Source organism: Paenibacillus sp. J22P218 (assembly GCF_056269195.1).
This window is the reverse complement of the sequence record NZ_JBWDNL010000001.1, coordinates 1997100-2017744: the sequence shown is the minus strand read 5'-3', so window position 1 is coordinate 2017744 and position 20645 is coordinate 1997100. Positions and strand designations below refer to the sequence as shown.

Below are 20645 nucleotides of genomic sequence, written 5' to 3'. Positions count from 1 at the left end.
TCCAGAAAAACTGAAAAGTCCTCATAATTGAGGACTTTTCAGTAAATTAGCGTTGACCATCTCTACTAGCGAAGTATTTAAAACATTACATTGTCGGCTTAATCAGATAAAACTTTTATCATCAAAGGAATACAGGTTCGTTATTTCATCAATAGAGTTTTATCCTATAGAAATGAGGCATTCCAATGCAAACCAATCATACCGTTCAAAAAAATAAAGGAGAGTTATTACTTGGTTTACTTGTCTTTACACTCATAATATCCGTTATGAATGCAACCATGTTTAATATTGTACTCCCTAATATCAGTAAACAATTTCAAATTTCTTCATCGCAAGCAAGTTGGATCATCACAGGCTATATGATTGTGTACGCAATTGGTTCGGTAACTTACGGTAAATTGACAGACAGATACAGCTTGAAGAATTTGTTGACATTTGGTCTGCTACTTTTTGCAATTGGGTCTGTCATCGGCTTAGTGGCTAGTGAATATTGGATGGTCATTGTGGGACGAATTGTACAAGCAGCTGGTGCATCAGTCATTCCGGCGATATCTATGATTGTACCAGTTCGTTACTTTACATCTGAAAGGCGCGGTCGTGCATTGGGTACCGTTGCAATCGGATTTTCACTGGGTTTGGCCATTGGTCCGATCATTGCCGGCGTGGTAAGCAGTACGTGGAACTGGCGGGTATTATTTGTAATCTCGCTTTTATCATTACTTACTTTTCCGATGTATCGGAAATATTTGGATGATGAAAAGGGAGTCTCTAGAAAAATGGATTATATTGGCGGAGTACTTCTGGCCGGTTCCGTAGCCATTTTGTTGCTGGCTTTAACAAGCGGAAGTGTTTGGCTTGCCTTAGGGGGGATTCTTTCTTTCATTTTTTTCGTATTACGTATACGCTATACTCCAAACCCATTCATAAACCCGGCCATTTTTCGAAACAAACCGTTTTCATTCGGTCTAATTATTACTTTCGTCATGATTGGGATTGGCTTTGCCTTTCCATTCATTACACCTCAGCTACTTTCTTCTGTAAACCACTTGTCTCCGGTTTTCATCGGAATAGTTATGTTGCCGTCGTCTTTAATGGCCGCGCTTTTGGGTCGACGAGGTGGTAGATTAGCAGATGAAAAGGGAGATCGTTTCCTTGTGTTTACTGCGGCTGCACTTCTTATTACCGGTTTCATCTCTTTGTCTTCAGTCGTTGGTATGTCGCCAGTATTTATTGCAATCTTTCTTATTTTTGGTATTCTTGGTCAATCGTTCATGCAAATTGCAATGTCAAACACTGTTTCACGTACACTCTCAAAAGAGAATATCGGCGTAGGGATGGGATTATTCTCGATGGTCACTTTTATTGCTACGGCCACATCAACAGCTGTTATCGGCAAGATACTAGATTTGGGCACATCGACTATTCGCTTAAATCCGATACCACAAAACAGTGCAACTTTCGTATATAGCAATATTTTCCTGACACTACCTATTCTTATCGTAGCCGTAGCTGCATTATATTATGTCCAATTTAGGCGAACTGGTAAAATGGCTAAGGACGAAAAGATGAATAGTGAACCAGTTACTTAGTAACGGTAATATAGAAATGCTAGGTCAGATCGGGTTAGATAACATCAAAAATCAAATCTACCCTGCTTAATCAAAAAATCTGCATACCAATCTGAACAAGTTCTTGTCCTCTGACTCAGGACAAGAACTTGCACCTAATAAATAAATAAGTTGCGACTCCCCACTCCAAGATACACTGGCGACAGCGCTTCCCATCTGCTTGTTGTTTTAATGGCGCATATCTTCTCTTCGCTACGCGATGAGACTGATTAAATTGTTATCGGGGTCCTTTATGATCGCATATCGCTCTCCCCAAGGTGTATCTCGCGGCAAAGGGGCGATAAGGATGGCTCATCTACGCTTCTTCCTCCTATTACGTGAAAAATCATGACACCTTGGCGGCTTTCAAGGCTAACTTGGCTCGCCGAGGACTGTATTCCACCTCATGAATGTATTGTAACAAATAACTGATAAGCGGACATATGTCCTTTTTAATTCAATAATGCAGTGTTGAAGTTTACCTTTACCGGAAAAGGAGAATGAGATTATGAATGTTTAGAAGGAAAGACAGCTTAGATCACCAGTGCTTCTACTGGTAATGGTTTGGTTAACTTTACGTATAGAATGTTCCATCCTAAATCGCTTAAGCGCCACAATTCATCATTATCATTATAGTAACTATCCTCCCATTAACGTAACAAAGCTGCCGATCGTTCTCCGGCAGCTTCAGCAGTTTTGTTATTGAATTATCGTCTCCCGTTAGTTCAATGGCTGGAGTCCTTTTAAGTAGTGCACCATCAGTTTGTTGGCTAAACGTATCGCCTCCGTTCGGTCCTTCGCTGGGGCTGGCAGCTCTTCGTTCACCACTGTGCCGCTTCATGACTGTTTTCCAGCCGTCGACTACCTGGCGAACAGTAAGTTTTTGAAGATCGGCAGGCGTAGGAAAGAGACGTAGGGTAGCTAGCGATCCGGAGCCAATGAGGTGCTTGAATACCTGCCGAAGCTCGGGGAACACAATGTCGACCCAGCGGTGGATCTGGTTCTTGACGCTGACGAGACAGTGGACAGTTGTCTCCCGGTTCGCCATGAGAACGCGCAGTTCCATGAACACTTCACTGGTCTCCTTGATGAAGGTGTAGTAGCCGTTTTTCACCATGTCGGCGATAACAAAGGCATCTTTGATGTCGCTTTTGGATGGTGTATTGTCGCGGTTTTCCTTGTTCTTTTTGACGAGATGGGGGTTTACCAACACGACCTCGAGGCTGCGGTCTTTGAGCCAGGCAGCGAGGCTGAGCCAGTAGTGTCCGGTTGGCTCCATGCCGATGATGGTGTCGTTTAGTTGATGCGTTTCCTGCAGATCGTTCATCCACTGCAGTAGTAGGCTGAAACCGGCGTCGTCGTTGGAGAAGTGAAGCGGAGTGCCGAGCAGAATTCCACGGAAGTTGACGGCGCGAGCAACGTGGGTTTGCTGGGCGATGTCGATACCGACGACAAGGTGCTGGGTTGAAATACGTTCAAGCAGTTGATTTTGTTTGGATTGAGCTTTAAACTTCAAGATAGAGCGACCTCCTTATGATGGCTAAAGGGCTATGACCCGTGACTACCCCATCGTACCGGAGTCGCTCGTTTTTATGCAAAGCGCAAAATTAACGTTCTACAGGAATCCTATAGTGTCCCGATAGATTAATGCAAAATTTACTAACCCTTAATCGATTCCCTTAATTTATTTGCATCTACTACAGGAATTTCATAACCATGATTAGTATTTCCAAGGTCTACCAATAGCCCTTTCATATCACTATTTGTACCTAATGATAGATGGTAAGTTTTTGTTGTTTGATCCTGAAATTTAATCGTCAAATTGTATTCTGCTATATAATTAAGTACACCCGGAATTTTCTCTGCACCATCTATAGCAGTTTTGAAGACTTGGAATGATTGGAGATCATTGAATTGCTGGTCTGTGCATTCATTTGTATTGTCCTGCCGACTACATATCAGGTTAACTAAAACTCCACCGTTTTCCTGGATAAAGTCCGGGTTCTTCTCGTTACATCCAAGGATCATAATAAGAGTTAGCAAGAAGAAAGCAAGTAAATACTTTTTCACAATAACCACCTCCTTAAAACCTCCAACCTGTAGACGATAAATGGAAATAAAAGGTTGCTAATAGTTTTTTGCGTTGTTCGACTATCCTGCCCGTTAGCTCAACGAGGCTGCCGATTTATGCCGGCAGCCCCGTCCTGGTGATTATGAAGCTATAGTCTCCCGTTAGTTCAATCGGGTATTTTACTCTAGCCTATTAAAAACGCGGATTGCCCCCGATCAAATCTTTGGTCATTGGATCGAAAAACATTGTAATCGGTCCCAGTAGGCCGTTCATTTCCGTGTCAAATTGAACGGATACTACAACATCTAACTTTCTGTCAACTATCCAGTTGGCAACGTTTTTTCCAGACTCTAGGGTCACTATGGCTTTCTCTTTCGGCGTGCTTAAAGTGCTTAGTTCCTTTTCAGAGATTTTGGCCCAAGCTAGATTCCGAAACTCATCTTCATTTTTAAGTTTGTCATAATGGAAGACATAATAGTACCAACCGCCGCCCAGATTCTTATAGTCATTCACATAGCTGAATTTTGAAGGATCGCCTTTGGGCATCTCCGGTAGGCTGAGGTAGGTGATGCCTTGTCGATACAAGTTGTCTTCGGCGTCAAACAAAAAATCAATACTTTTACTTGGGTCATCATTTAAGGAAGATATCCTTTTCACAATACCTTCTTGGAACAACGTTTGAGCGAATTGTTGAATATCAGGGTCTTGGATTTTCTCGATGGCAGAATCTTGTTGAAGTATGACAGGCCGTGTCTGGAATACTCTTTCATTCTCTAACAGATAACTGCCTAGAATATCAAAATCTTCACGACGGTTTTGAAAATATTTAATAACCTCAGTATCTGGACGCTTCAACACTTCGCTAACGTTCAAGGGAATAATGAAATCACTTGCCTCGGCATGCTCCGTGCCCTTGCTTTTCAAGCCAGCACATCCGCATACCGCCAATGCGAAACAAATTAGAATTGAGATGAATTTCACAGGCCAAAGATTCATATTTCCTCCCTCCAACTGAACGAATTTTCCTTTTTCTTGCAAATCGTTCTTAATTAAGTTAGACGCATTTAGTAGCGACGAAGTTTCGCTGTTATACACGTAGTAATAGATGGCAATCGGTTGATTTAGTCCGTCTAATTTTTGTCTCCGTTAAGCTAAACTGCCCATTAGTTCAGCAAAAAGCAGCCGCGCTTTATATGCCGGCTGCTGGTTCCCAGTTAGTTTAATGGACACCGTTGAAGCTTTTGGATTTAAACTATTGATCCTTTTTAGGTAACAATCTGGGGTTAAATAGTTTTTTTAAAGCATTTCTTGCACTTTCCCCTTCACCATCAGCCCATCTATTCATTTTTCTGAAATCTGTGTTGTCTGTTATCTGGTCTATGTTACCAATCAAACATTTTTGGGATAACTGTTGAATATCTGTATCCACAATTTGATTTGCGATGAGGCTAGCAATTTCTTCACCGTTCATTACTTTAAAGGGACGATCAAAAAAGTATGAAACGTCATCAGGAATCCTTGCAGTGATCCCTAGTCCGTTGTGCATACTTGATAGATGTTTGTAAGCATTATTCAAAGCATGCTCGCGTTCCCTCCATGTAACTGCCGTTTGAGCAGTCCAAAGGTGAGACATTATTTGATCAGAACATTTCAATCTTTTAAATGCAGTACCAAACCATTTTGGATAGGGTGCATATTGACGCTCCATGAGAAAGCAGAGATTTATGATGTCGCGGACAAGGCGTGAAGCGATAATAGCTGAGCCAATTTCATCACCTATAAAACCCGAACGAAGCATCAGATGTTCTTCTTGACCGATTCGCTGCCAACTTGATGCCATAAGATACAACCAAATATCATGAGGGTAATATTCGAATTGTTTGCGTAATGTGGAGAGTTGACCATTATCGTCCCTATAAACTTCCCCACGTGTTATTTCGAGAAGTGACTGTGAAGGAAACGTTAACCAATCAACTGGTTCTAATCGTTCATCTTTGTTAACAGCCAGGTAACTTTCGATGAACCTCGGCACCGTTGTAATTACACTCTTCTTTATATCAACGGGGAAGCCATAGAACCGTTCTGGGGCTCGTTCGTGCAGAGTTAATTCTATTTGTTCTGAATACCCGATATCTAGTTGGTTAAGAAAAAGATATACTCTAGGCACCCAATCGTGATCAGTCGACATTTCCGTATCATATCCGAGCACTTCGCTACCTGGACCAATTAGAGCCGATGAATAGGACAAGAAAGAGTAATTCTCCATCATTACAGGCTCAACGATTTCCATATGAAATCGACAGCATAATTCTATACCTTTAATAAAAGACATTCCCCATTCCTCCAAGTCCATCAACCACAAACATCATTTTTAAGCTCATTCGCTCATTATTTCAACATAAGCTGAACGCAATGTAAAGTTAATATATCATTATTGTTGAACTATACTGCCCGTTAGTTTAATAAACACTGTCGCTGATTTTGTTATCTGCAGCTGGCCAAATGAAAGATCTTATAGGGAATGTTACAAAGTTCTTGTCACTCATCAGAAATGTTATCACATTCATGTCATATCATTTTGAAAGAACTTGATAACTTAAAATAGAAAAACCGCAATTTATGCGGCTTACAATGTTACTATGTTCTTGTCACCCGATTAAACAATGGTTATGAGCAAGCATTATAATTGATGAGTTATTCTTATGGTATAGTGTCATATTGCCGTTAGCCTCAGAGGCGAAGACTATGTAGTCGTTTGGATTAATATAGCTTTTAAACTCTTCATCATTACTTACATCAGAGACGTACGACGGTTTTTTTATTTATTCAATCCTGCCGATACTCGAGAATATCTCCAGGCTGGCAATCGAGTGCTTTGCAGATCGCTTCGAGTGTTGAGATTCGAATAGCTTTCGCTTTTCCGTTTTTAAGTATCGACAGGTTCGCCATTGTAATGCCGACTTTCTCCGATAGCTCAGTAACGCTCATTTTCCGCTTTGCAAGCATGACGTCAATGTTAACCACTATCATACGGTCAACTCCTGTTCTTCTTTGAGCTCGATCGCATTTTTGAGCAGTTTCTCAAGAACTGCGGCAAATACTGCGATTACGACTGGCGCACAGGTTATAATTAGCCCGATGACCATGACCCCTGGTGCATCTGCGCCGTCAGCTACAAAGTAGAAAAGCGGGAGATTACATGCAAACATGAGTGATACGACAACCGCCGCTTGCTTTATTTTCTTAAGCGCTAAAACAGAGGTTTGCGAAAAAGCAGTATTTGTATCAATGTACCTCAGAAGCTTAAATGCCTGAAGTAGCGTAAATAAATACGCAATAGACGCCACATACGCAGCCAAAGCGGAAAGATAAACTTTAATATCCGGGAAATCCGGCATCATACTATGCGCCATCGCTGGGAGTCCATAAAAACACATCACTAATGCAGGAATTGCCATTACAACCAGAACAACTTTTAAGAAGAGCGTCTCTTTTTTCAACTATTTCACCTCATTTTTGATTTTATCACTATATTTATCGTTTTACAATAAAAATACATTGTTTCCTTCGTTTGAACCCAACAAGTTATTTAAAAAGAAGAAGCCATACGGCTCATTTGTTCCTCCTTCAAATTTGAGCCGAGATACGGACATATTTATGAACCCACTAAATGAAGTTAATCGCGAAAATGATTAAACTATCCTGCCCAATAGCTTAATGACAAAAGGAGCAACTGCCCCGTTTGTAAGCTGCTACCTGGATCGGTCGCCCTTAGTGTAATGCGCTTTTGTAAAGTAGACCTGAATTATAAATATTTGTTGAGTTATCCTGCCCGTTAGCTCAATGAGGCTGCCGTTTTATGCCGGCAGCCTCATCCTGATGGTTATTGAACTATTGTCTCCCGTTAGCTTTATGGAAAAGGCTCATTCTTGCCATGGGAACTTAAACCCGCCCAATCCATATGTACCTTTTATTTGAACAATATAGTCTTGTTTATCGAAATGGAACGTAAATTGCTTATCGAATAACTTACCACTGCCATCAAAGTAAGTCCAAGTTATTATATCTTTTGTCTTTTCAATAAATAATGATACTGCCCCACAACCCAAATCAGCACATGCAGGGCAAATATATATTGAGTTCTTCCCATTTGGAAAATCTGGTTTACTCATTAAAGTTAACCTTGAGATTTGTTCATTTTGAAATTCCTTACTGCCCCACCCTAAACAAGATACAAAATCGAATTCCTCAGCATATAAATCGTATATTGACTGTCCGTCTACTATAAAATCAGCAAAAATAATAGGTCCTGGATAACCGTCTCTTGCACGAAGTTTGAATTCTAATTTCGATTTTTTCATTTTTGAAATCCTCACTATTATATAAAATGGTCCTTTAGTCATCCGATCTGGATTATACCAATTATTGAACTATTCTGCCCATTAGCATAACAAAAAAAGGGAGCAGCTGCCGTAATGCACACTGCTCCTTGTATGCTATCGTACCCGTTACTTCAAAAGATATTGGTAATTTGGGGAGAAATCGTACTTATTCGGTCCTCTAAGATGTTCGAAATTTTTCAGCTCAACCCCAGCAGCCGAGATCCGATATATAAAAACATCTTCACCGACTGGGATATGAGGGCCAACTGTTGGATGCGCGCCAAGTGTGATTAAAATATCAAAACCACGGAAGCCATTGATCCTTTCGGTGTGCGTTACATCAACAAAATAAGGATAAATATCTGGTGATCCTGGTACTGAAAATACATCTGAATATACCTCAGCAAGCTTCTCTCTCATATGCGGTAGTAAAAGTAACACCAACATATCTTGAAGTTGCAGTTCCCTTGAGTCCTCAAGTGGCTTCTTACCGACTGCATTACAAAAAGTGGTTTGCGTTCCGACCATTGAAAGTAGGATTACAAAGCAAATTAAAACTTTCAAGAGTATTCCCCTCTCTTTATCTCATTCAACCAATCACAACTTAATCTGTCCAGGTAAGGGAAGTGTATTCATTAGTGTAATCTGCTCATTAATTCAACGAACTACTGCAATCGATCGCGTGGCTGGCTGCCTTCATGTCTTTAAGCTATCTGCTCCCTTTAGCGGATTGACCGAAAGCTCGCATGTAAACTAACAGAAGCCGATGAGCCCTATGGAGCAGCGGGTACCATTATCTAATGGCTTGTTTGGCTAAGGATATAAGCACTTGTCCTCTGACAATTCTGTCATTAAATTACATCACCGGTCTGTTGCTACTTTATTTTCGTTACTCTTTACTTTTTATTTCAGGTAATTTTCTTGCATTCCCATCCATATACCACATTTTATGTCCTTCTTCATTTATTCGAGTCTTTAAACTTATGGAAACATACGAACCATTCTTTTTTTGCCAATATACTTGTGCTTCTGTACTGTCGGGATTAAAAAGGAATCCAGGCATCGAGTCCCCAACCTCAAGATTATTGCTTTTCGCCTCACCGGAAGCCTCAAGAAAAGAAGACTTTTCCTCATCTGATAAAGTCGGAATAAATGTATCATGCAATGTTCTCATATCCCTAAATGTCCATACATTTACATCTTCTTTTCCTTCATTGATGAGCTGATTCTTTCCATCCTCCCATGTTTTTTGCAATCTTTTCTGAACTGCCGCTACATGAGCGGCACTTTCAGCAGGTACTGAGGGGGAGAATGTATTAAACGAGTCTTTTGCATAAACTATTGCACCAGTACAAGTTATAACAAAGACCGCAAATGCTAAGGTTGTTATTGTTTTACTAGGTTTCAATTTTGAAACCTCCTTAAGTTATTGATGTGATACTCTTAGCTTTTTCCACGTCCATTTGTTTCAGTATTTAGAAACAGTACTTACCTAATATAGACGTTACGCTAAATTATATGTTGCATATCAAATGTCTTCTCTCCTTCGTTCGACACGGAGCTGAGCATTGATTTGCGTGGTAGATGCTTTTTCATGACCTAACATACACTGGATGAAATGCCAGATATATCATGGTCACCAAGTTCCGACATCAGCATTTTATGCTGCAGGAAGTACGCTTTTAATGTCTTCGGACTAAATCCTTGAATACGTTTGTCAGCCTCATACGACCGCTACAACTCACTTAGATTCATAACAAAACCTCCCATTTAGAAGCTATTAAATCTAGTTTGCTTCTTATGGGAGGTTTTAATCTGAGCTCATTGAACTAGCGTTACCCATTAGACTAACGAGTAGGCAGCCAATCGTGGCTGCCGTCGTGGATTTATTCATTTATCGAACTCCCAAAAACGACATTGCTTGGATTAAGCTGCTTGTCTTAACATCGCCATCTAAATGGGAACCTCCGCTGAGGAGAAAATTACCTTTATCGTCTCCATCGAGGCTTATTTCGCCTGACTTCGTCATTTGTTCTCCATCCCGGATATGGACATTGAAACTAAGCTCATTGACCTCATGCACGCTGCTTTCATCCACGGTTGCGGATTCCCAGCTAAACCCTGTAATCTCGTAACCAAGCTTCTCCCACTCCTGCAGATTCCCTATAAAATTGCTTTTGCTTGAAGCATAGAACTGCTCATACGTCATATCCTTGTGCTTGTTATACCATTCGTTTCGTTCCTTCAGCCACTCCTCAATGTCCGCTTCAGGAATCTTGGTCGTTTCGTTCGTATAATAATACTTACCGTCCTCCAGTTTCTCATAGATAAAGTCCTCCTTGCGGAGCTCTTTGGCTACGACCGGCAAACTTCTCTGCAAGTCTTCCTCATAATAAAATCTCACGTTCACGAAAGAAAAAGCTTTCTCATAATCTTTATTCTCCAGCGCTTGAAGAAAGCGGACCGCGCTATAGTGATCGTAAAGATTCGTGTACGAAATCCCTTCGCCTCGATACTGATTCACGCCTAACCAAATAAACGGCACGAGCAACAGCAGAGCTGCGGCACGAAGAGTCCATCTTCGCTTAATTCTTTTTAACACTCTACTCGCAGCAAAATCACGATTAATTAGGATAGACTGATCTCCTGACGGTTGGAATAGACTGCCCTCCACCATATTGCTGGTCATCGCTGCAAGCTTCTCTCTGCATGCCTGGCATACCGTGAGGTGTTCTTCGACGAGTTCCTTACTCTCCTCTGAACAAGCACTGTCGATATAAAGTGGAAGCAAATCATACACCACGTTGCATAACTGTCTCATTCTTTCTCCCCCATTTTTTTTGCAATTCGCTCCTTCGCCCGATAAAACGTCATTTTCGCCCAGGATTCCGTCTTGCCGAACAATTTTGCAATGTCTTTGAACTTGAGCTCGCCGAACACCTTAAGAGTAAACACTTCCTTATAGGGTTCGGGCAACGAATGCAGCACCTGATGGACTAACATAGCTTGCTCCTTCCGATGTAGTGTTTGCGTCCATTCTTCATCGTTTACGTCTTCAAGTATATGAGTAGGGAAAGTCTGCCTTCTAGTAAGCTTTTTACGCTCGTTCAAATAAATATTTTTGGCGATTTGACACAGCCAGCTGTAAACTGAGCTCTCTTTTCTGAACCTATCAATTTGGAGGAAAGCACGGTACAGCGTCTCCTGCGTCAACTCCTCCGCTATCTCCTCATTTTGCGTTAACGACAACAAAAATCGGCGCACAGGTACAGCGTATTCGTTATAAACATCCGTAAAATCGTTCAAAGGTTCTCCTCTCCCTCGCTTATGCCGAACCGCATATCTATTAGACAACATTATTCCGAAATAGTCACAAAAAACAGGAGCGCGGACTATACTTTCGTCCAACGCTCCGTATGAGCAACCAGCTTAAAAATCCACTTGGGTTGTATAACTAAATAGTACCACATATTGGAACTATCCTGCCCGTTAGTTTAATAACCCGAGCGTGCATTTCCAGGGAATCCGGGATTGTATAGAAGTTTGTGTCCTAACACGGCTTTGTATAGAAGTTCTTGTCATGAGCTGACGACAAGAACTTCTATACAATAAATAAAAAAGCCGCAATTTATGCGACCTTCATTGTATAGATGTAATACTCTTTACATTACATTTTCATTGTAACTCATCGCATTTCTTCTTGACCTTCACTTTACGTCAGGGTTTAGTATAAACCTAGAAAAAGGAGGCTGTCATGATGAAAAAATTAATCAAAGGAGCAACCATCTTAACCATGGAAAGCAATGAACCATTTGTAGGGGACATTCTCATTGACGGAGACCGCATATCGGACATTCAGACTGACATAACCGCTGAAGTCGATGAAGTGATTTACGGCGAAGGTATGGCAGCGATGCCTGGGCTTATTAACGCTCACCAACATACCCCAATGAGCTTATTGAGAGGATTTTCCGACGACCTCAAGCTAATGGACTGGTTAGACAACAAAATGCTGCCCGCTGAATCCCGAATGACGCCTGAGGACATTTACTGGGGCACAAAGCTCGCAATGGCCGAAATGATCAAATCGGGTACGACTGCTTTTGCCGACATGTATATCCACATGAATGAAATCGCTGCTGCGATAGAAGAAGTCGGCATGCGGGCTTCTTTAACTCGGGGATTGGTCTTCATTGAAAATGACGGAGGTCGACGAATGTCGGAGGCGGTTGATCTCATCCGTCGCTGGAGCGGTAAAGCCGAGGGCCGAATCACCACAATGCTGGGACCCCATTCCCCTTACACGGTTCCTCCCCAACCCTTCGCAGAGGTAATCGCGCTTGCGGAGCAGCAGAACATTGCAATACACACGCATCTAGCGGAAACCAAAGAGGAAGTAATCATGATTCGTGAAAAGTACAATCAAACTCCAACCGAATATTTGTATCATCTCGGTCTGTTTGAAAAAGCTCATGTGCTCTTGGCTCACAGCGTTCACCTTAATCGCCGCGACATTGGGTATTTGAAGGGTATGCGAGGAGGCGTGTCCCATAATCCAGTAAGCAACCTCAAACTTGGATGCGGTATTGCGCCAATTATTGATATGATCGAACACGGGATTACCGTAGGGGTAGGGACGGATGGAGCTGGCAGCGCCACGACATTAGATATGTTTTCCGAAATTAGAGCTGCAACTTGGTTGCAAAAGCTGGATTACGGGGACCCCACGAAACTTCCCGCTTTTGATGCCCTTCGCATGGCAACGGTTGGAAGTGCGGAATTGTTGAACATAGGCCATGAAGTGGGCACGTTGGAAATCGGGAAAAAAGCGGACATCATCTTGATCGATCTGAGAAAACCCCATTTACAGCCGATCCACAATATTCATTCGCTGCTCGCATATTGCACTAACGGGTCGGATGTAGACACGACCATCATAAACGGAAAAGTGTTGATGAAAGGTCGCCAACTGCTGACTATCGACGAAGATGAGCTGTTAAAGCAAGTATCCATACGTTCGAAACGGATCGTCGATGGCATCTGATCACCAGTTGCTAAAAGCGCGGGCATACACGCCCGCGTTTTTTTAATGCGCTCCAGAAAGTGTACATTGGGCACCTACGTAAGAAGCTTGAGGAGGACTCGAAGCAACCCAAGTGGATCGTCACAGAACACGGCGTAGGATATCGGCTTCTAACGAGAGATTGATGGCGTTGATGCGGTTAAGCTTGGAACAAAAATAAAGCCCACGGTTTCCGCGGACTTCAATCCGGACAATATGTCCTTTTTCAAACATTCTTTTTATACGCCCTCATTGCAAAGAAATAGGCTACAAACATAATTCCGACGCACCACGCAAGAGCGACCCATATATCATTGCCTACCGGCTGATCCGACAGCAACGCACGGATGGCGTTCACGATCGAGGTCACCGGCTGGTTTTCGGCAAAGGCGCGAACGATTGACGGCATCGACTCGGTCGGTACAAACGCCGAACTGATAAACGGAAGGAAGATAAGCGGATAGGAAAACGCACTCGCACCTTCCATCGTTTTTGCCGAAAGTCCGGAAATCGCCGCGACCCAGGTTAAGGCTAATGTAAACAACACGAGAATGCCTGCTACGGCTAGCCATGGCAGTATTCCCGCGGACGAACGAAAACCCATAATTAACGCTACGAGAATGATGACGATCACCGATATGGCGTTGGACACTAGAGAGGTCAGCACATGCCCCCAAAGCAAGGCGGAACGTGAAATCGGCATGGTGTGAAACCGCTCGAATATCCCCCGCTGCTTATCCATAAACAGGCGGTAAGCCGTATAGGCTATTCCGCTTGCTATCGCCATAAGCAATATGCCTGGCAGCAGGTAGTTCACATAGTTATCCGTTCCGGTCTGAATGGCACCGCCTAACACATAAACGAACAGCAGCATCATCGCAATCGGCGTGATGCAAACCGTGATGATCGTGTCCATACTGCGGAAAATATGGCGCATGGAACGACCAAGCATAACGCTAATATCGGTGAAAAAATGTTTTTTTACCGCCTCCATTTACTTTGCCTCCCTTTTGCCGACGACGGAGAGGAATATTTCTTCTAATGTTGGCTGTTTTTCAACATATTCCACCTTTGCCGATGGGAACAGCTTTTTTAGATCCGAGAGCGCGCCGTTGGCGATAATTCTACCCTCATGCAGAATGGCAATACGGTCGGCAAGCTGCTCAGCCTCCTCCAGATACTGCGTGGTAAGAAGTACCGTCGTGCCGCCGCCCGCAAGCTCCTTAACCATCTTCCAAACCTCTATGCGCGCCTCGGGGTCAAGCCCGGTCGTCGGCTCGTCGAGGAATAGAATTTGCGGATTGCCGACAAGGCTCAATGCGATGTCGAGCCTGCGGCGCATACCGCCCGAATAAGTAGACGCCTTGCGATCGGCGGCGTCTGTCAAGCCGAAGCGTTTAAGCAACTCTTCTGCAACCTGACGCGGATTTTTGAGGTATCGCAGCTTGGCGATCATAATCAGATTTTCCCGTCCGGTCAAAATTTCGTCCACGGCGGCAAATTGTCCGGTCAGACTGATCGATTGCTTCACATTATCGGGTTTTGAGGCAACATCGAATCCGTTTACCGTGGCGGTTCCGCTATCTTGTTTGAGCAGCGTGGTGAGGATTTTAACAACCGTTGTCTTTCCCGCCCCATTGGAGCCGAGCAAGGCAAGGATCTCACTTCGCCTCACTTCCAAATCAACACCCTTCAGAACGTCTTTGTCCTTAAAAGACTTTCGCAGACCTTTCACTTCAATTGCTTTTTCCAACCCGATATCCCCCTTTTACTTTGCTTTATCCTTAGCCTTTTTTATAGCTTTGTTAACTTCTTGGTCAACAGACTCTTGAATAATGTCGTCGAAGGTTTTTGAATCTTTGATGAGATCGTCGCAGAAAGCCGCTACGTCACTGCCCGTTACTTTGAGCACGCCTTTCCCCGACGTCGCGCCCTCTTCAAAAAGATCGACAATCCCCGAGAGCAAACCCGTCCCTTCGGTTAGCTCAATAGGGCCGACTTTAAAGAGATATTTTTGAATCTCTTTATAAACAATTTGATAGTCTTGAGGGAGAGCTTTGACACGCGCCATATGCGCTCGCCACTCTTTTTTACCTTCGATCATATCCCGTATGCTCATATTTCACCCTCCTATTTACCTAATTTTTTTGCGATGTTATTGTTGAGTTGTTGGCGCCACTTGTCACGAAATGTCTTTGCCCCTTCTTCGCCGGCCAGCGCTGAACAGAAGCCTTTAATGTCGTCCCCCAATACCTCTTGGACACTCTGACCGTCCGCCGCCGATTCTTCTAGCAGGCCAAGCACACCATCAAGAATTGGCATCAGGTTGCGACCGGTGAAATCGGAGTAATACCAAAGATTGGCATTAATTTGTTCCCATGCCGCTTGATAATCTGAAGGCAGTTTTTTGACTCGCGATTCATAAGATTTCAATTCTTTAGTCATGTCGCTGCCCGTGATCTTTTCCCAAAAATTCATGATTTCTTCTCCTTTAACTCGGTCATTTTTGATGATACGAACTCCCATTTTTCCCAGAACCTTCGCAGCTCCTCGCGCCCCGCGTCGTTGATCGCGAAAAACTTTCGCGGCGGTCCCATGTCGGAGGGCTTCTTGGTGATCTCCACCAACTTGTTTTTTTCAAGCCGAATCAGAATGGTGTATACCGTTCCCTCCACAACATCTGTGAAGCCGAGTGCGTTAAGTCGCCGCGTGATTTCATAGCCGTAGGTTTCTTTGCGACTTATAATTTCAAGGACGCTGCCCTCAAGCACGCCCTTGAGCATTTCCGTTAGGTTATCCAGTACAATCACTCCTTGCTATTCTGTATGACTGGTATTCAGTACTACTCACTACTCCTATACAGTAACACTTAGTAGTTGATTAGTCAATTACGTTTGTTCTAATATTTTGTTGTGGTAATGAACTTCAATTAATATGCAAGTTATTAGTGCCTTTCAACTTCTGGATGATCAAATGATTGCCTGCCATTAACGTAACAAAGCTGCCGGAAAACGATCGGCAGCTTTAGCAGTTTGGGAATTGAACTATCGTTCTCCGTTAGCTCAACGGACTGCAGCAGTTTATGCGAGGAAGTTGCCGCTTATTGCGAGCTTATCTGCCCGCTTTGGCCGACACGGAAAAATAACTCATCTCAACGGGTGAGACGGACTTTGGTTTCGGTTCTCCCATCCTTTTCTCTAATGAGCCGTTTAGATTTACATCCGAGCAGTCCCGTCGGTATCTCCCCTCCTCCAACTTCATGTCGATAAAATCGACGACCTGCTGCAACGAGGCGATTTGGCTGACAATATTTTTCCGGTGGCTCGTTAAAAGTTCCACCAGTTCGGGATATTCCCCAGGATCAGTATCGGCGGAGACTGCCAAAAAAGGCCGCATTTCCTCTAGCGGCATCCCCGTTTATTTCAGGCATGCTATCAGCCGGATCGTATTGATCTTCTCCTGTCGGTAGATGCGGTGCCCGTTTTCCTTCCGCTCTGCACGAGGCAGCAGCGCGATCTTTTCGTAATAACGGATCGTATCCTCAGTAATTCCGGTTTGCTCGGCGGTTTGCTTTATCGTATAGGATTTCTCTTCCTTCATCCTGTTCCCTCCCGGAGATTGTTTTTTGTGTATTATACATCTTGGAGCTGACTCCAAGTCAAGTCTCTTATCCTTAGGAAATACTTTGTTTTCGCGCCTTGACTTGGAGTCGACTTCAAGTTATAGAATGTGAGCTATCAGGGTAAATATCCCGCTATCAGGAGGAGATGCACAATGAACAAGAACCCAAGTGAACATATCGCATTGATTACAGGCGCAAGCGCCGGGATCGGGTTGGAATTAACCCGGAAATTGCTGTCGGAGGACTGGCAGGTGGTTGCTTTGAACCGTTCCGACTTTCCGGCAGACGATATGAGCATCCAACATGCGACCAAGAGTGGATCGCTTCGAATTTATAAAACAGATGATCTTGCCGATTATGCCAGCTTGAGACGTACTTTAGAAGAGATCAAAAGCAAGGAGCAGCGGATCGATATTTTGTTCAATAACGCCGGAGGGTCTTTTCCCAAGCTGAGCTATTCGAAACAAGGACGCGAGAAGCATTATGAGCTGTTGACGGTCGTTCCATATATTATTCTGATGGAGTTGAAGGAACTCCTAAAAATTGGTCGCTTAAAAACGGTGATAAACACCTCATCTTCAGCGCTAAAATTTACGAAAGAATTTACTATCGATATCCTGGAACATCCCAAAACCTTCCGCAAGCTTCTTGGTCCTTACGCCACCTCAAAGCTAGCTCTTTCGCTGTGGACTCAGGCCATCGCGACCCAGCTTGCCAAGGACGACATCAAGATCCGCAGCGTTGACCCAGGCAGCAACAATACGTTAAGAAAAGGGAAACAATCCGGACTGCCCCTTTTGGTTGAAGTATTAATGAAGCTATTTTTCTCACCGCCTACTCAAGGCGCCAACAAGCTGTATGAAGGGGCTCTCGGGGAACACCGGAATAAAACTGGCGTGTATTTGCTGAAAGGTCAGGTTGCGGGATTAAAATTTAAAGACCAGGCGAGGAACGTTTTGGAAAGGATTCAAGCGATTTATGAACACGAATTTTTGCAACGTAATTTTTAAACTTACTTATGGCTGTATTAACCTGCCAGTTAGTTCAATAAAACTTCCCTGCTGATCAACGACAACGAGATACCATACTCAATAATCTGTTTCCAGTGACATGCTCTCAAGGGCTATACCGGGAATCATACATATTGTCGGGAAAGTTACAAAGTTCTTGTCACCTATCGGGAATAGCTCTCTTGAAATCGAAAAGATGTGATCCACTCTCGTTAAATGCAGTTGGTATTTGCTTTTCGTAAGCAAAAGTCCTCCTCTAGGTACCGCATCGTTCCATGATCACAATGCTCGCAAAAGCCCGTTTTTGTCGACTTTTGCGCTATATGCAGCCCATCCCAAACCTATGTACGGTAAAGCTCCCGTTCCAAGCCTGCTGCGGGATTTTCCGAAAAAACTTGCCATTACTTATGATACGGTTCACCGTGCTGTCTGTATCGGCAAGTTTTAATATAATTTTGGCAGGAATTAACATTTAATTGTCGAATGTTTAGAGAGGAAATATGTTTGAGGAGGAAAATGAATGCCCACGAGTACATCCCGAATTATTATAAATGCACTTGCTGAGCGGGTTTGGGATACGATAACTAATCCTGAATGGGTCAAACAGTGGCAGTACGGCAGCGACCTTATTACCGATTGGCAAATCGGCAGCGGTATTCGGTTTCGAATGGAATGGGATGGCAATGTTTATGAACAGTGGGGCACGGTGCTAGAGTTTACACCTTATCAGTGTCTCCGATACTCCCTCTTCGCTCCACGTCCCGGCTTGGAGGACAAACCCGAAAATTACTTCACGATGAGTTATTTCTTGAGTAAGGAAGGGGATGGTACCTTGCTGACGATTCAACAGATCGACAATCGGCCGGGCTCCGATAGCAGTGATGAGGAAAATGACGTGACTGAAGACGACGAACAATCAGTGTTATTAATACTTAAGCGACTAGTGGAATCCGCCAATTGACGAGAGGAAACTCTCAATGGTTAGTGTTAATTTCGAAATAAGTATATGATTTAAATAAAGCCCAACAAAAACCATTGCACCATTTCGCATTGGTTTTTGTTGGGCTTTATTTCGGATTCAGTTTACATCTTAATGCCCCTGCTACGCACTTTAAGCAAGCTTTCAAGCTCTCTATTATAAACCTTGCCGTTACTTGTGGTAAGGTTCACCGCGTGCGCTCTTAAACTTTTCTGCCCTTTACTTCAATAGAAGCGTCAACTGATCCTTAATGAGCTAACGCTTTGCTGTTCTGAACTATCATCTCTTGGTTGCATAGCGAAGGGCTTCCATTCGGCAGGCCTTCGTGGCGGAGAAATCCTTCAATAACCTGCCCCAGATAAATGATGAGGTGAGATTTAATAATCCCTATTTACAAACCGATGGTCGGTTTATATAATAAGAATAATAACATTAATCAATCGTTAAAAGAATACGGAGGAAATACTTTGAAGCATGAGGAACGTAGGCAGCAAACAACTAGGCTGCTGCTTGATTCGATCAAAGAACTGATTAGGGAAAAAGGGTGTCACTCTATCACTATGAAGGACATCATGGAAAAATCGGGATTGTCAAAAGGCGCTATCTTCCATTACGTGAAGAGCAAGGATGAGATCTTTGCCTGGGTGCTCCAGGAGCGGCTCGAAGAGACAAACGATCATTTTATGAACGCAGTGGAACAAGGTGAAAAGACGCTCGATGGACCCATGCAAAAGATCATTGACAGTCTTTCCGTGCTGGAAGATGCTCAGGACGTAACGAACAAGGTGTTGATATATTTACTTGGAAAGGAAGATCAACCTATCGTTGCGGAAACTCTCAATCAGTATTATGAGCGGTCTGTGCATTTATCCAAGCAATGGATATTGACCGGCCAACTGCACGGGGTTATTTCGGAATCGATTGATACGGATAAAACAGCCGAAATGTTCGTCCTGCTAACACTCGGATTGCGCGTCCGATCCTCTATTCCTTTAGCTTCGGTTTCTTTCAATACCCAAGATTATTCGTCGTTTATGGTCAATATTTTAAAATCCCGATAAATAGACGGAATGATCCTCCATAGCGCTCAATGCATAGAAAGTGGGAACATCTCCATGAATATCATCAAGCTTCCCGCTATTGGGCCATCTTCGGAATTCCCGCGACATTGCTGCTCATGATAACGAAAAGCTTCTAAACGGAGGGATAAAATGGCACCTTTATTTGCGCTTGTTGTTTCGTTTCTGCTATTCTGGGTTCTTGGGCTGTTCGGCTGGTCTTATTTCGACAATTGGCATTCTCCGCTTCAGGGAGCAGTGGCCGTCATGCTGCTGCTTACAGCTTCTGCCCACTGGGGAAAAAGACGGCCTGATCTCATTCGGATGATCCCTGTTGCTTTTCCAAAACCGAATTGGATTGTGACGGCCACCGGGTGGCTGGAAATTGCGGGTGCCTTCGGCATTCTGTTCCCCGCTACCTCCCGCGCGGCTTCCATCTGTTTGGCGGTTCTACTCGTGACCATGTTTCCTGCCAATGTAAGTGCAGCCCGGGAAGGATTAACTGTCGGTGGAAGACCTACGCCTAAGCTGCTTGTCCGTACATTGCTGCAGCTCGTGTTTCTCGCAGCGGTCCTCTTAGCAGGTTAAGTCTGTGGCTTGTTCATGTAGAACCGATAATTAACGATACAATTGATTTACAAAGGCAACTTGAACTCACGAAGCCTTTCCTTTATAACCCAACATGTCAAAGTAAGTATGGCTCAACGTTACTAAACTATCCTGCCCTTTAGCTTAAAGAAATGGAGCAGCTGCCCGATCGCAATCTGCTCCATATTGAATTCAACTAAAGTTCCTCGTTAGCTTAGTATTGTCCCAAATAACAAAACATAATATATTAAAACGTATAATAAAAA

Annotated in this window: 21 protein-coding genes and 3 pseudogenes; 7 read left to right on the top strand and 17 right to left on the bottom strand. The window is 43.4% G+C overall.

Annotated elements, in window-relative coordinates; all coding sequences use genetic code 11:
- Window positions 1-185: 185 nt before the first annotated feature.
- Window positions 186-1589 (top strand): MFS transporter, encoded by a 1404-nt coding sequence (locus AC0YN0_RS08695; protein WP_475820856.1) that lies wholly within the window; start codon window positions 186-188, stop codon window positions 1587-1589.
- Window positions 1590-2418: 829 nt separating this feature from the next.
- On the opposite strand, the pseudogene AC0YN0_RS08690 reads toward AC0YN0_RS08695, so the two are convergent.
- The 11 genes and pseudogenes from AC0YN0_RS08690 to AC0YN0_RS08640 form a co-directional block, all read right to left on the bottom strand.
- Window positions 2419-3123: pseudogene (locus tag AC0YN0_RS08690) on the bottom strand (IS110 family transposase); the annotation flags it as partial.
- 143 nt (window positions 3124-3266) lie between these two features.
- Window positions 3267-3677, bottom strand: a complete 411-nt coding sequence (locus AC0YN0_RS08685; RefSeq protein WP_475820855.1) for a YhfM domain-containing protein — start codon at window positions 3675-3677, stop codon at window positions 3267-3269.
- Window positions 3678-3870: 193 nt separating this feature from the next.
- A complete protein-coding gene (locus AC0YN0_RS08680) occupies window positions 3871-4674 on the bottom strand; it encodes a hypothetical protein (protein WP_475820854.1) in 804 nt (267 codons plus the stop codon).
- Window positions 4675-4930: 256 nt separating this feature from the next.
- Window positions 4931-6010, bottom strand: a complete 1080-nt coding sequence (locus tag AC0YN0_RS08675) for a DUF4037 domain-containing protein (protein WP_475820853.1) — start codon at window positions 6008-6010, stop codon at window positions 4931-4933.
- A gap of 494 nt (window positions 6011-6504) precedes the next feature.
- On the bottom strand, window positions 6505-6708 hold the full coding sequence (locus tag AC0YN0_RS08670; protein WP_113035934.1) for a helix-turn-helix domain-containing protein: 204 nt from the start codon (window positions 6706-6708) through the stop codon (window positions 6505-6507).
- Window positions 6705-7136, bottom strand: coding sequence for a DUF2975 domain-containing protein (locus AC0YN0_RS08665; RefSeq protein WP_475820931.1), 432 nt, complete (start codon window positions 7134-7136; stop codon window positions 6705-6707). The genes AC0YN0_RS08670 and AC0YN0_RS08665 overlap by 4 nt, the downstream gene beginning before the upstream one ends.
- 465 nt (window positions 7137-7601) lie before the next feature.
- On the bottom strand, window positions 7602-8039 hold the full coding sequence (locus tag AC0YN0_RS08660; RefSeq protein ID WP_475820852.1) for a hypothetical protein: 438 nt from the start codon (window positions 8037-8039) through the stop codon (window positions 7602-7604).
- Window positions 8040-8186: 147 nt separating this feature from the next.
- Complete coding sequence (locus AC0YN0_RS08655; RefSeq protein ID WP_475820851.1) at window positions 8187-8624, bottom strand: DUF3888 domain-containing protein; 438 nt, start codon at window positions 8622-8624, stop codon at window positions 8187-8189.
- A 325-nt stretch (window positions 8625-8949) separates the two neighbouring features.
- Window positions 8950-9468: a hypothetical protein gene (locus AC0YN0_RS08650; protein ID WP_475820850.1), complete on the bottom strand. Its 519-nt coding sequence runs from the start codon at window positions 9466-9468 to the stop codon at window positions 8950-8952.
- Window positions 9469-9954: 486 nt separating this feature from the next.
- Window positions 9955-10881, bottom strand: a complete 927-nt coding sequence (locus AC0YN0_RS08645) for a zf-HC2 domain-containing protein (RefSeq protein WP_475820849.1) — start codon at window positions 10879-10881, stop codon at window positions 9955-9957.
- The gene (locus AC0YN0_RS08640) at window positions 10878-11366 is read right to left on the bottom strand and encodes an RNA polymerase sigma factor (protein ID WP_475820848.1); all 489 of its coding nucleotides are present in this window, start codon (window positions 11364-11366) and stop codon (window positions 10878-10880) included. The genes AC0YN0_RS08645 and AC0YN0_RS08640 overlap by 4 nt, the downstream gene beginning before the upstream one ends.
- A gap of 448 nt (window positions 11367-11814) precedes the next feature.
- On the opposite strand from AC0YN0_RS08640, the gene AC0YN0_RS08635 reads away from it, so the two are divergent.
- Together AC0YN0_RS08635 and AC0YN0_RS08630 are read left to right on the top strand one after the other, a co-directional pair.
- Window positions 11815-13104, top strand: a complete 1290-nt coding sequence (locus AC0YN0_RS08635) for an amidohydrolase (protein WP_475820847.1) — start codon at window positions 11815-11817, stop codon at window positions 13102-13104.
- A 56-nt stretch (window positions 13105-13160) separates the two neighbouring features.
- Window positions 13161-13268, top strand: a pseudogene (locus AC0YN0_RS08630) (winged helix-turn-helix domain-containing protein); the annotation flags it as partial.
- 80 nt (window positions 13269-13348) lie between these two features.
- Here AC0YN0_RS08630 and AC0YN0_RS08625 read toward each other — a convergent pair.
- The 6 genes and pseudogenes from AC0YN0_RS08625 to AC0YN0_RS08600 all read right to left on the bottom strand — a co-directional run bounded on the left by AC0YN0_RS08625 (window position 13349) and on the right by AC0YN0_RS08600 (window position 16722).
- A complete protein-coding gene (locus tag AC0YN0_RS08625; protein ID WP_475820846.1) occupies window positions 13349-14116 on the bottom strand; it encodes an ABC transporter permease in 768 nt (255 codons plus the stop codon).
- Window positions 14117-14875 carry an ABC transporter ATP-binding protein gene (locus AC0YN0_RS08620; RefSeq protein WP_475820845.1) on the bottom strand — a complete coding sequence of 253 codons (759 nt, stop codon included), beginning with the start codon at window positions 14873-14875 and terminating at the stop codon, window positions 14117-14119.
- A 15-nt stretch (window positions 14876-14890) separates the two neighbouring features.
- Window positions 14891-15241 (bottom strand): DUF1048 domain-containing protein, encoded by a 351-nt coding sequence (locus AC0YN0_RS08615; RefSeq protein ID WP_475820844.1) that lies wholly within the window; start codon window positions 15239-15241, stop codon window positions 14891-14893.
- 11 nt (window positions 15242-15252) lie between these two features.
- Window positions 15253-15600 (bottom strand): DUF1048 domain-containing protein, encoded by a 348-nt coding sequence (locus tag AC0YN0_RS08610; protein WP_475820843.1) that lies wholly within the window; start codon window positions 15598-15600, stop codon window positions 15253-15255.
- Entirely contained in the window at window positions 15597-15905 is a 309-nt protein-coding gene (locus AC0YN0_RS08605) for a PadR family transcriptional regulator (RefSeq protein ID WP_475820930.1), read from the bottom strand. The genes AC0YN0_RS08610 and AC0YN0_RS08605 overlap by 4 nt, the downstream gene beginning before the upstream one ends.
- Window positions 15906-16233: 328 nt before the next feature.
- Window positions 16234-16722 (bottom strand): annotated as a pseudogene (locus tag AC0YN0_RS08600) (MerR family transcriptional regulator).
- A gap of 174 nt (window positions 16723-16896) precedes the next feature.
- Here AC0YN0_RS08600 and AC0YN0_RS08595 point away from each other — a divergent pair.
- The 4 genes from AC0YN0_RS08595 to AC0YN0_RS08580 all read left to right on the top strand — a co-directional run bounded on the left by AC0YN0_RS08595 (window position 16897) and on the right by AC0YN0_RS08580 (window position 20379).
- The gene (locus AC0YN0_RS08595) at window positions 16897-17754 is read left to right on the top strand and encodes an SDR family NAD(P)-dependent oxidoreductase (protein WP_475820842.1); all 858 of its coding nucleotides are present in this window, start codon (window positions 16897-16899) and stop codon (window positions 17752-17754) included.
- Window positions 17755-18274: 520 nt separating this feature from the next.
- A complete protein-coding gene (locus AC0YN0_RS08590; RefSeq protein WP_475820841.1) occupies window positions 18275-18715 on the top strand; it encodes an SRPBCC domain-containing protein in 441 nt (146 codons plus the stop codon).
- Window positions 18716-19200: 485 nt separating this feature from the next.
- Window positions 19201-19794, top strand: a complete 594-nt coding sequence (locus AC0YN0_RS08585) for a TetR/AcrR family transcriptional regulator (RefSeq protein WP_475820840.1) — start codon at window positions 19201-19203, stop codon at window positions 19792-19794.
- A 150-nt stretch (window positions 19795-19944) separates the two neighbouring features.
- A complete protein-coding gene (locus AC0YN0_RS08580; RefSeq protein ID WP_475820839.1) occupies window positions 19945-20379 on the top strand; it encodes a DoxX family protein in 435 nt (144 codons plus the stop codon).
- The last annotated feature ends 266 nt before the right edge of the window (window positions 20380-20645 follow it).

What these genes read in the sequence shown, in the direction of transcription:
- AC0YN0_RS08695 (WP_475820856.1), top strand. Translation starts at nt 186, where the DNA reads ATGCAAACCAATCATACCGTTCAAAAAAATAAAGGAGAGTTATTACTT.
- AC0YN0_RS08680 (WP_475820854.1), bottom strand. Translation starts at nt 4,674, where the DNA reads ATGAATCTTTGGCCTGTGAAATTCATCTCAATTCTAATTTGTTTCGCA.
- AC0YN0_RS08675 (WP_475820853.1), bottom strand. Translation starts at nt 6,010, where the DNA reads ATGTCTTTTATTAAAGGTATAGAATTATGCTGTCGATTTCATATGGAA.
- AC0YN0_RS08670 (WP_113035934.1), bottom strand. Translation starts at nt 6,708, where the DNA reads ATGATAGTGGTTAACATTGACGTCATGCTTGCAAAGCGGAAAATGAGC.
- AC0YN0_RS08665 (WP_475820931.1), bottom strand. Translation starts at nt 7,136, where the DNA reads ATGGCAATTCCTGCATTAGTGATGTGTTTTTATGGACTCCCAGCGATG.
- AC0YN0_RS08660 (WP_475820852.1), bottom strand. Translation starts at nt 8,039, where the DNA reads ATGAAAAAATCGAAATTAGAATTCAAACTTCGTGCAAGAGACGGTTAT.
- AC0YN0_RS08645 (WP_475820849.1), bottom strand. Translation starts at nt 10,881, where the DNA reads ATGAGACAGTTATGCAACGTGGTGTATGATTTGCTTCCACTTTATATC.
- AC0YN0_RS08635 (WP_475820847.1), top strand. Translation starts at nt 11,815, where the DNA reads ATGATGAAAAAATTAATCAAAGGAGCAACCATCTTAACCATGGAAAGC.
- AC0YN0_RS08625 (WP_475820846.1), bottom strand. Translation starts at nt 14,116, where the DNA reads ATGGAGGCGGTAAAAAAACATTTTTTCACCGATATTAGCGTTATGCTT.
- AC0YN0_RS08615 (WP_475820844.1), bottom strand. Translation starts at nt 15,241, where the DNA reads ATGAGCATACGGGATATGATCGAAGGTAAAAAAGAGTGGCGAGCGCAT.
- AC0YN0_RS08610 (WP_475820843.1), bottom strand. Translation starts at nt 15,600, where the DNA reads ATGAATTTTTGGGAAAAGATCACGGGCAGCGACATGACTAAAGAATTG.
- AC0YN0_RS08605 (WP_475820930.1), bottom strand. Translation starts at nt 15,905, where the DNA reads ATGCTCAAGGGCGTGCTTGAGGGCAGCGTCCTTGAAATTATAAGTCGC.
- AC0YN0_RS08595 (WP_475820842.1), top strand. Translation starts at nt 16,897, where the DNA reads ATGAACAAGAACCCAAGTGAACATATCGCATTGATTACAGGCGCAAGC.
- AC0YN0_RS08590 (WP_475820841.1), top strand. Translation starts at nt 18,275, where the DNA reads ATGCCCACGAGTACATCCCGAATTATTATAAATGCACTTGCTGAGCGG.
- AC0YN0_RS08580 (WP_475820839.1), top strand. Translation starts at nt 19,945, where the DNA reads ATGGCACCTTTATTTGCGCTTGTTGTTTCGTTTCTGCTATTCTGGGTT.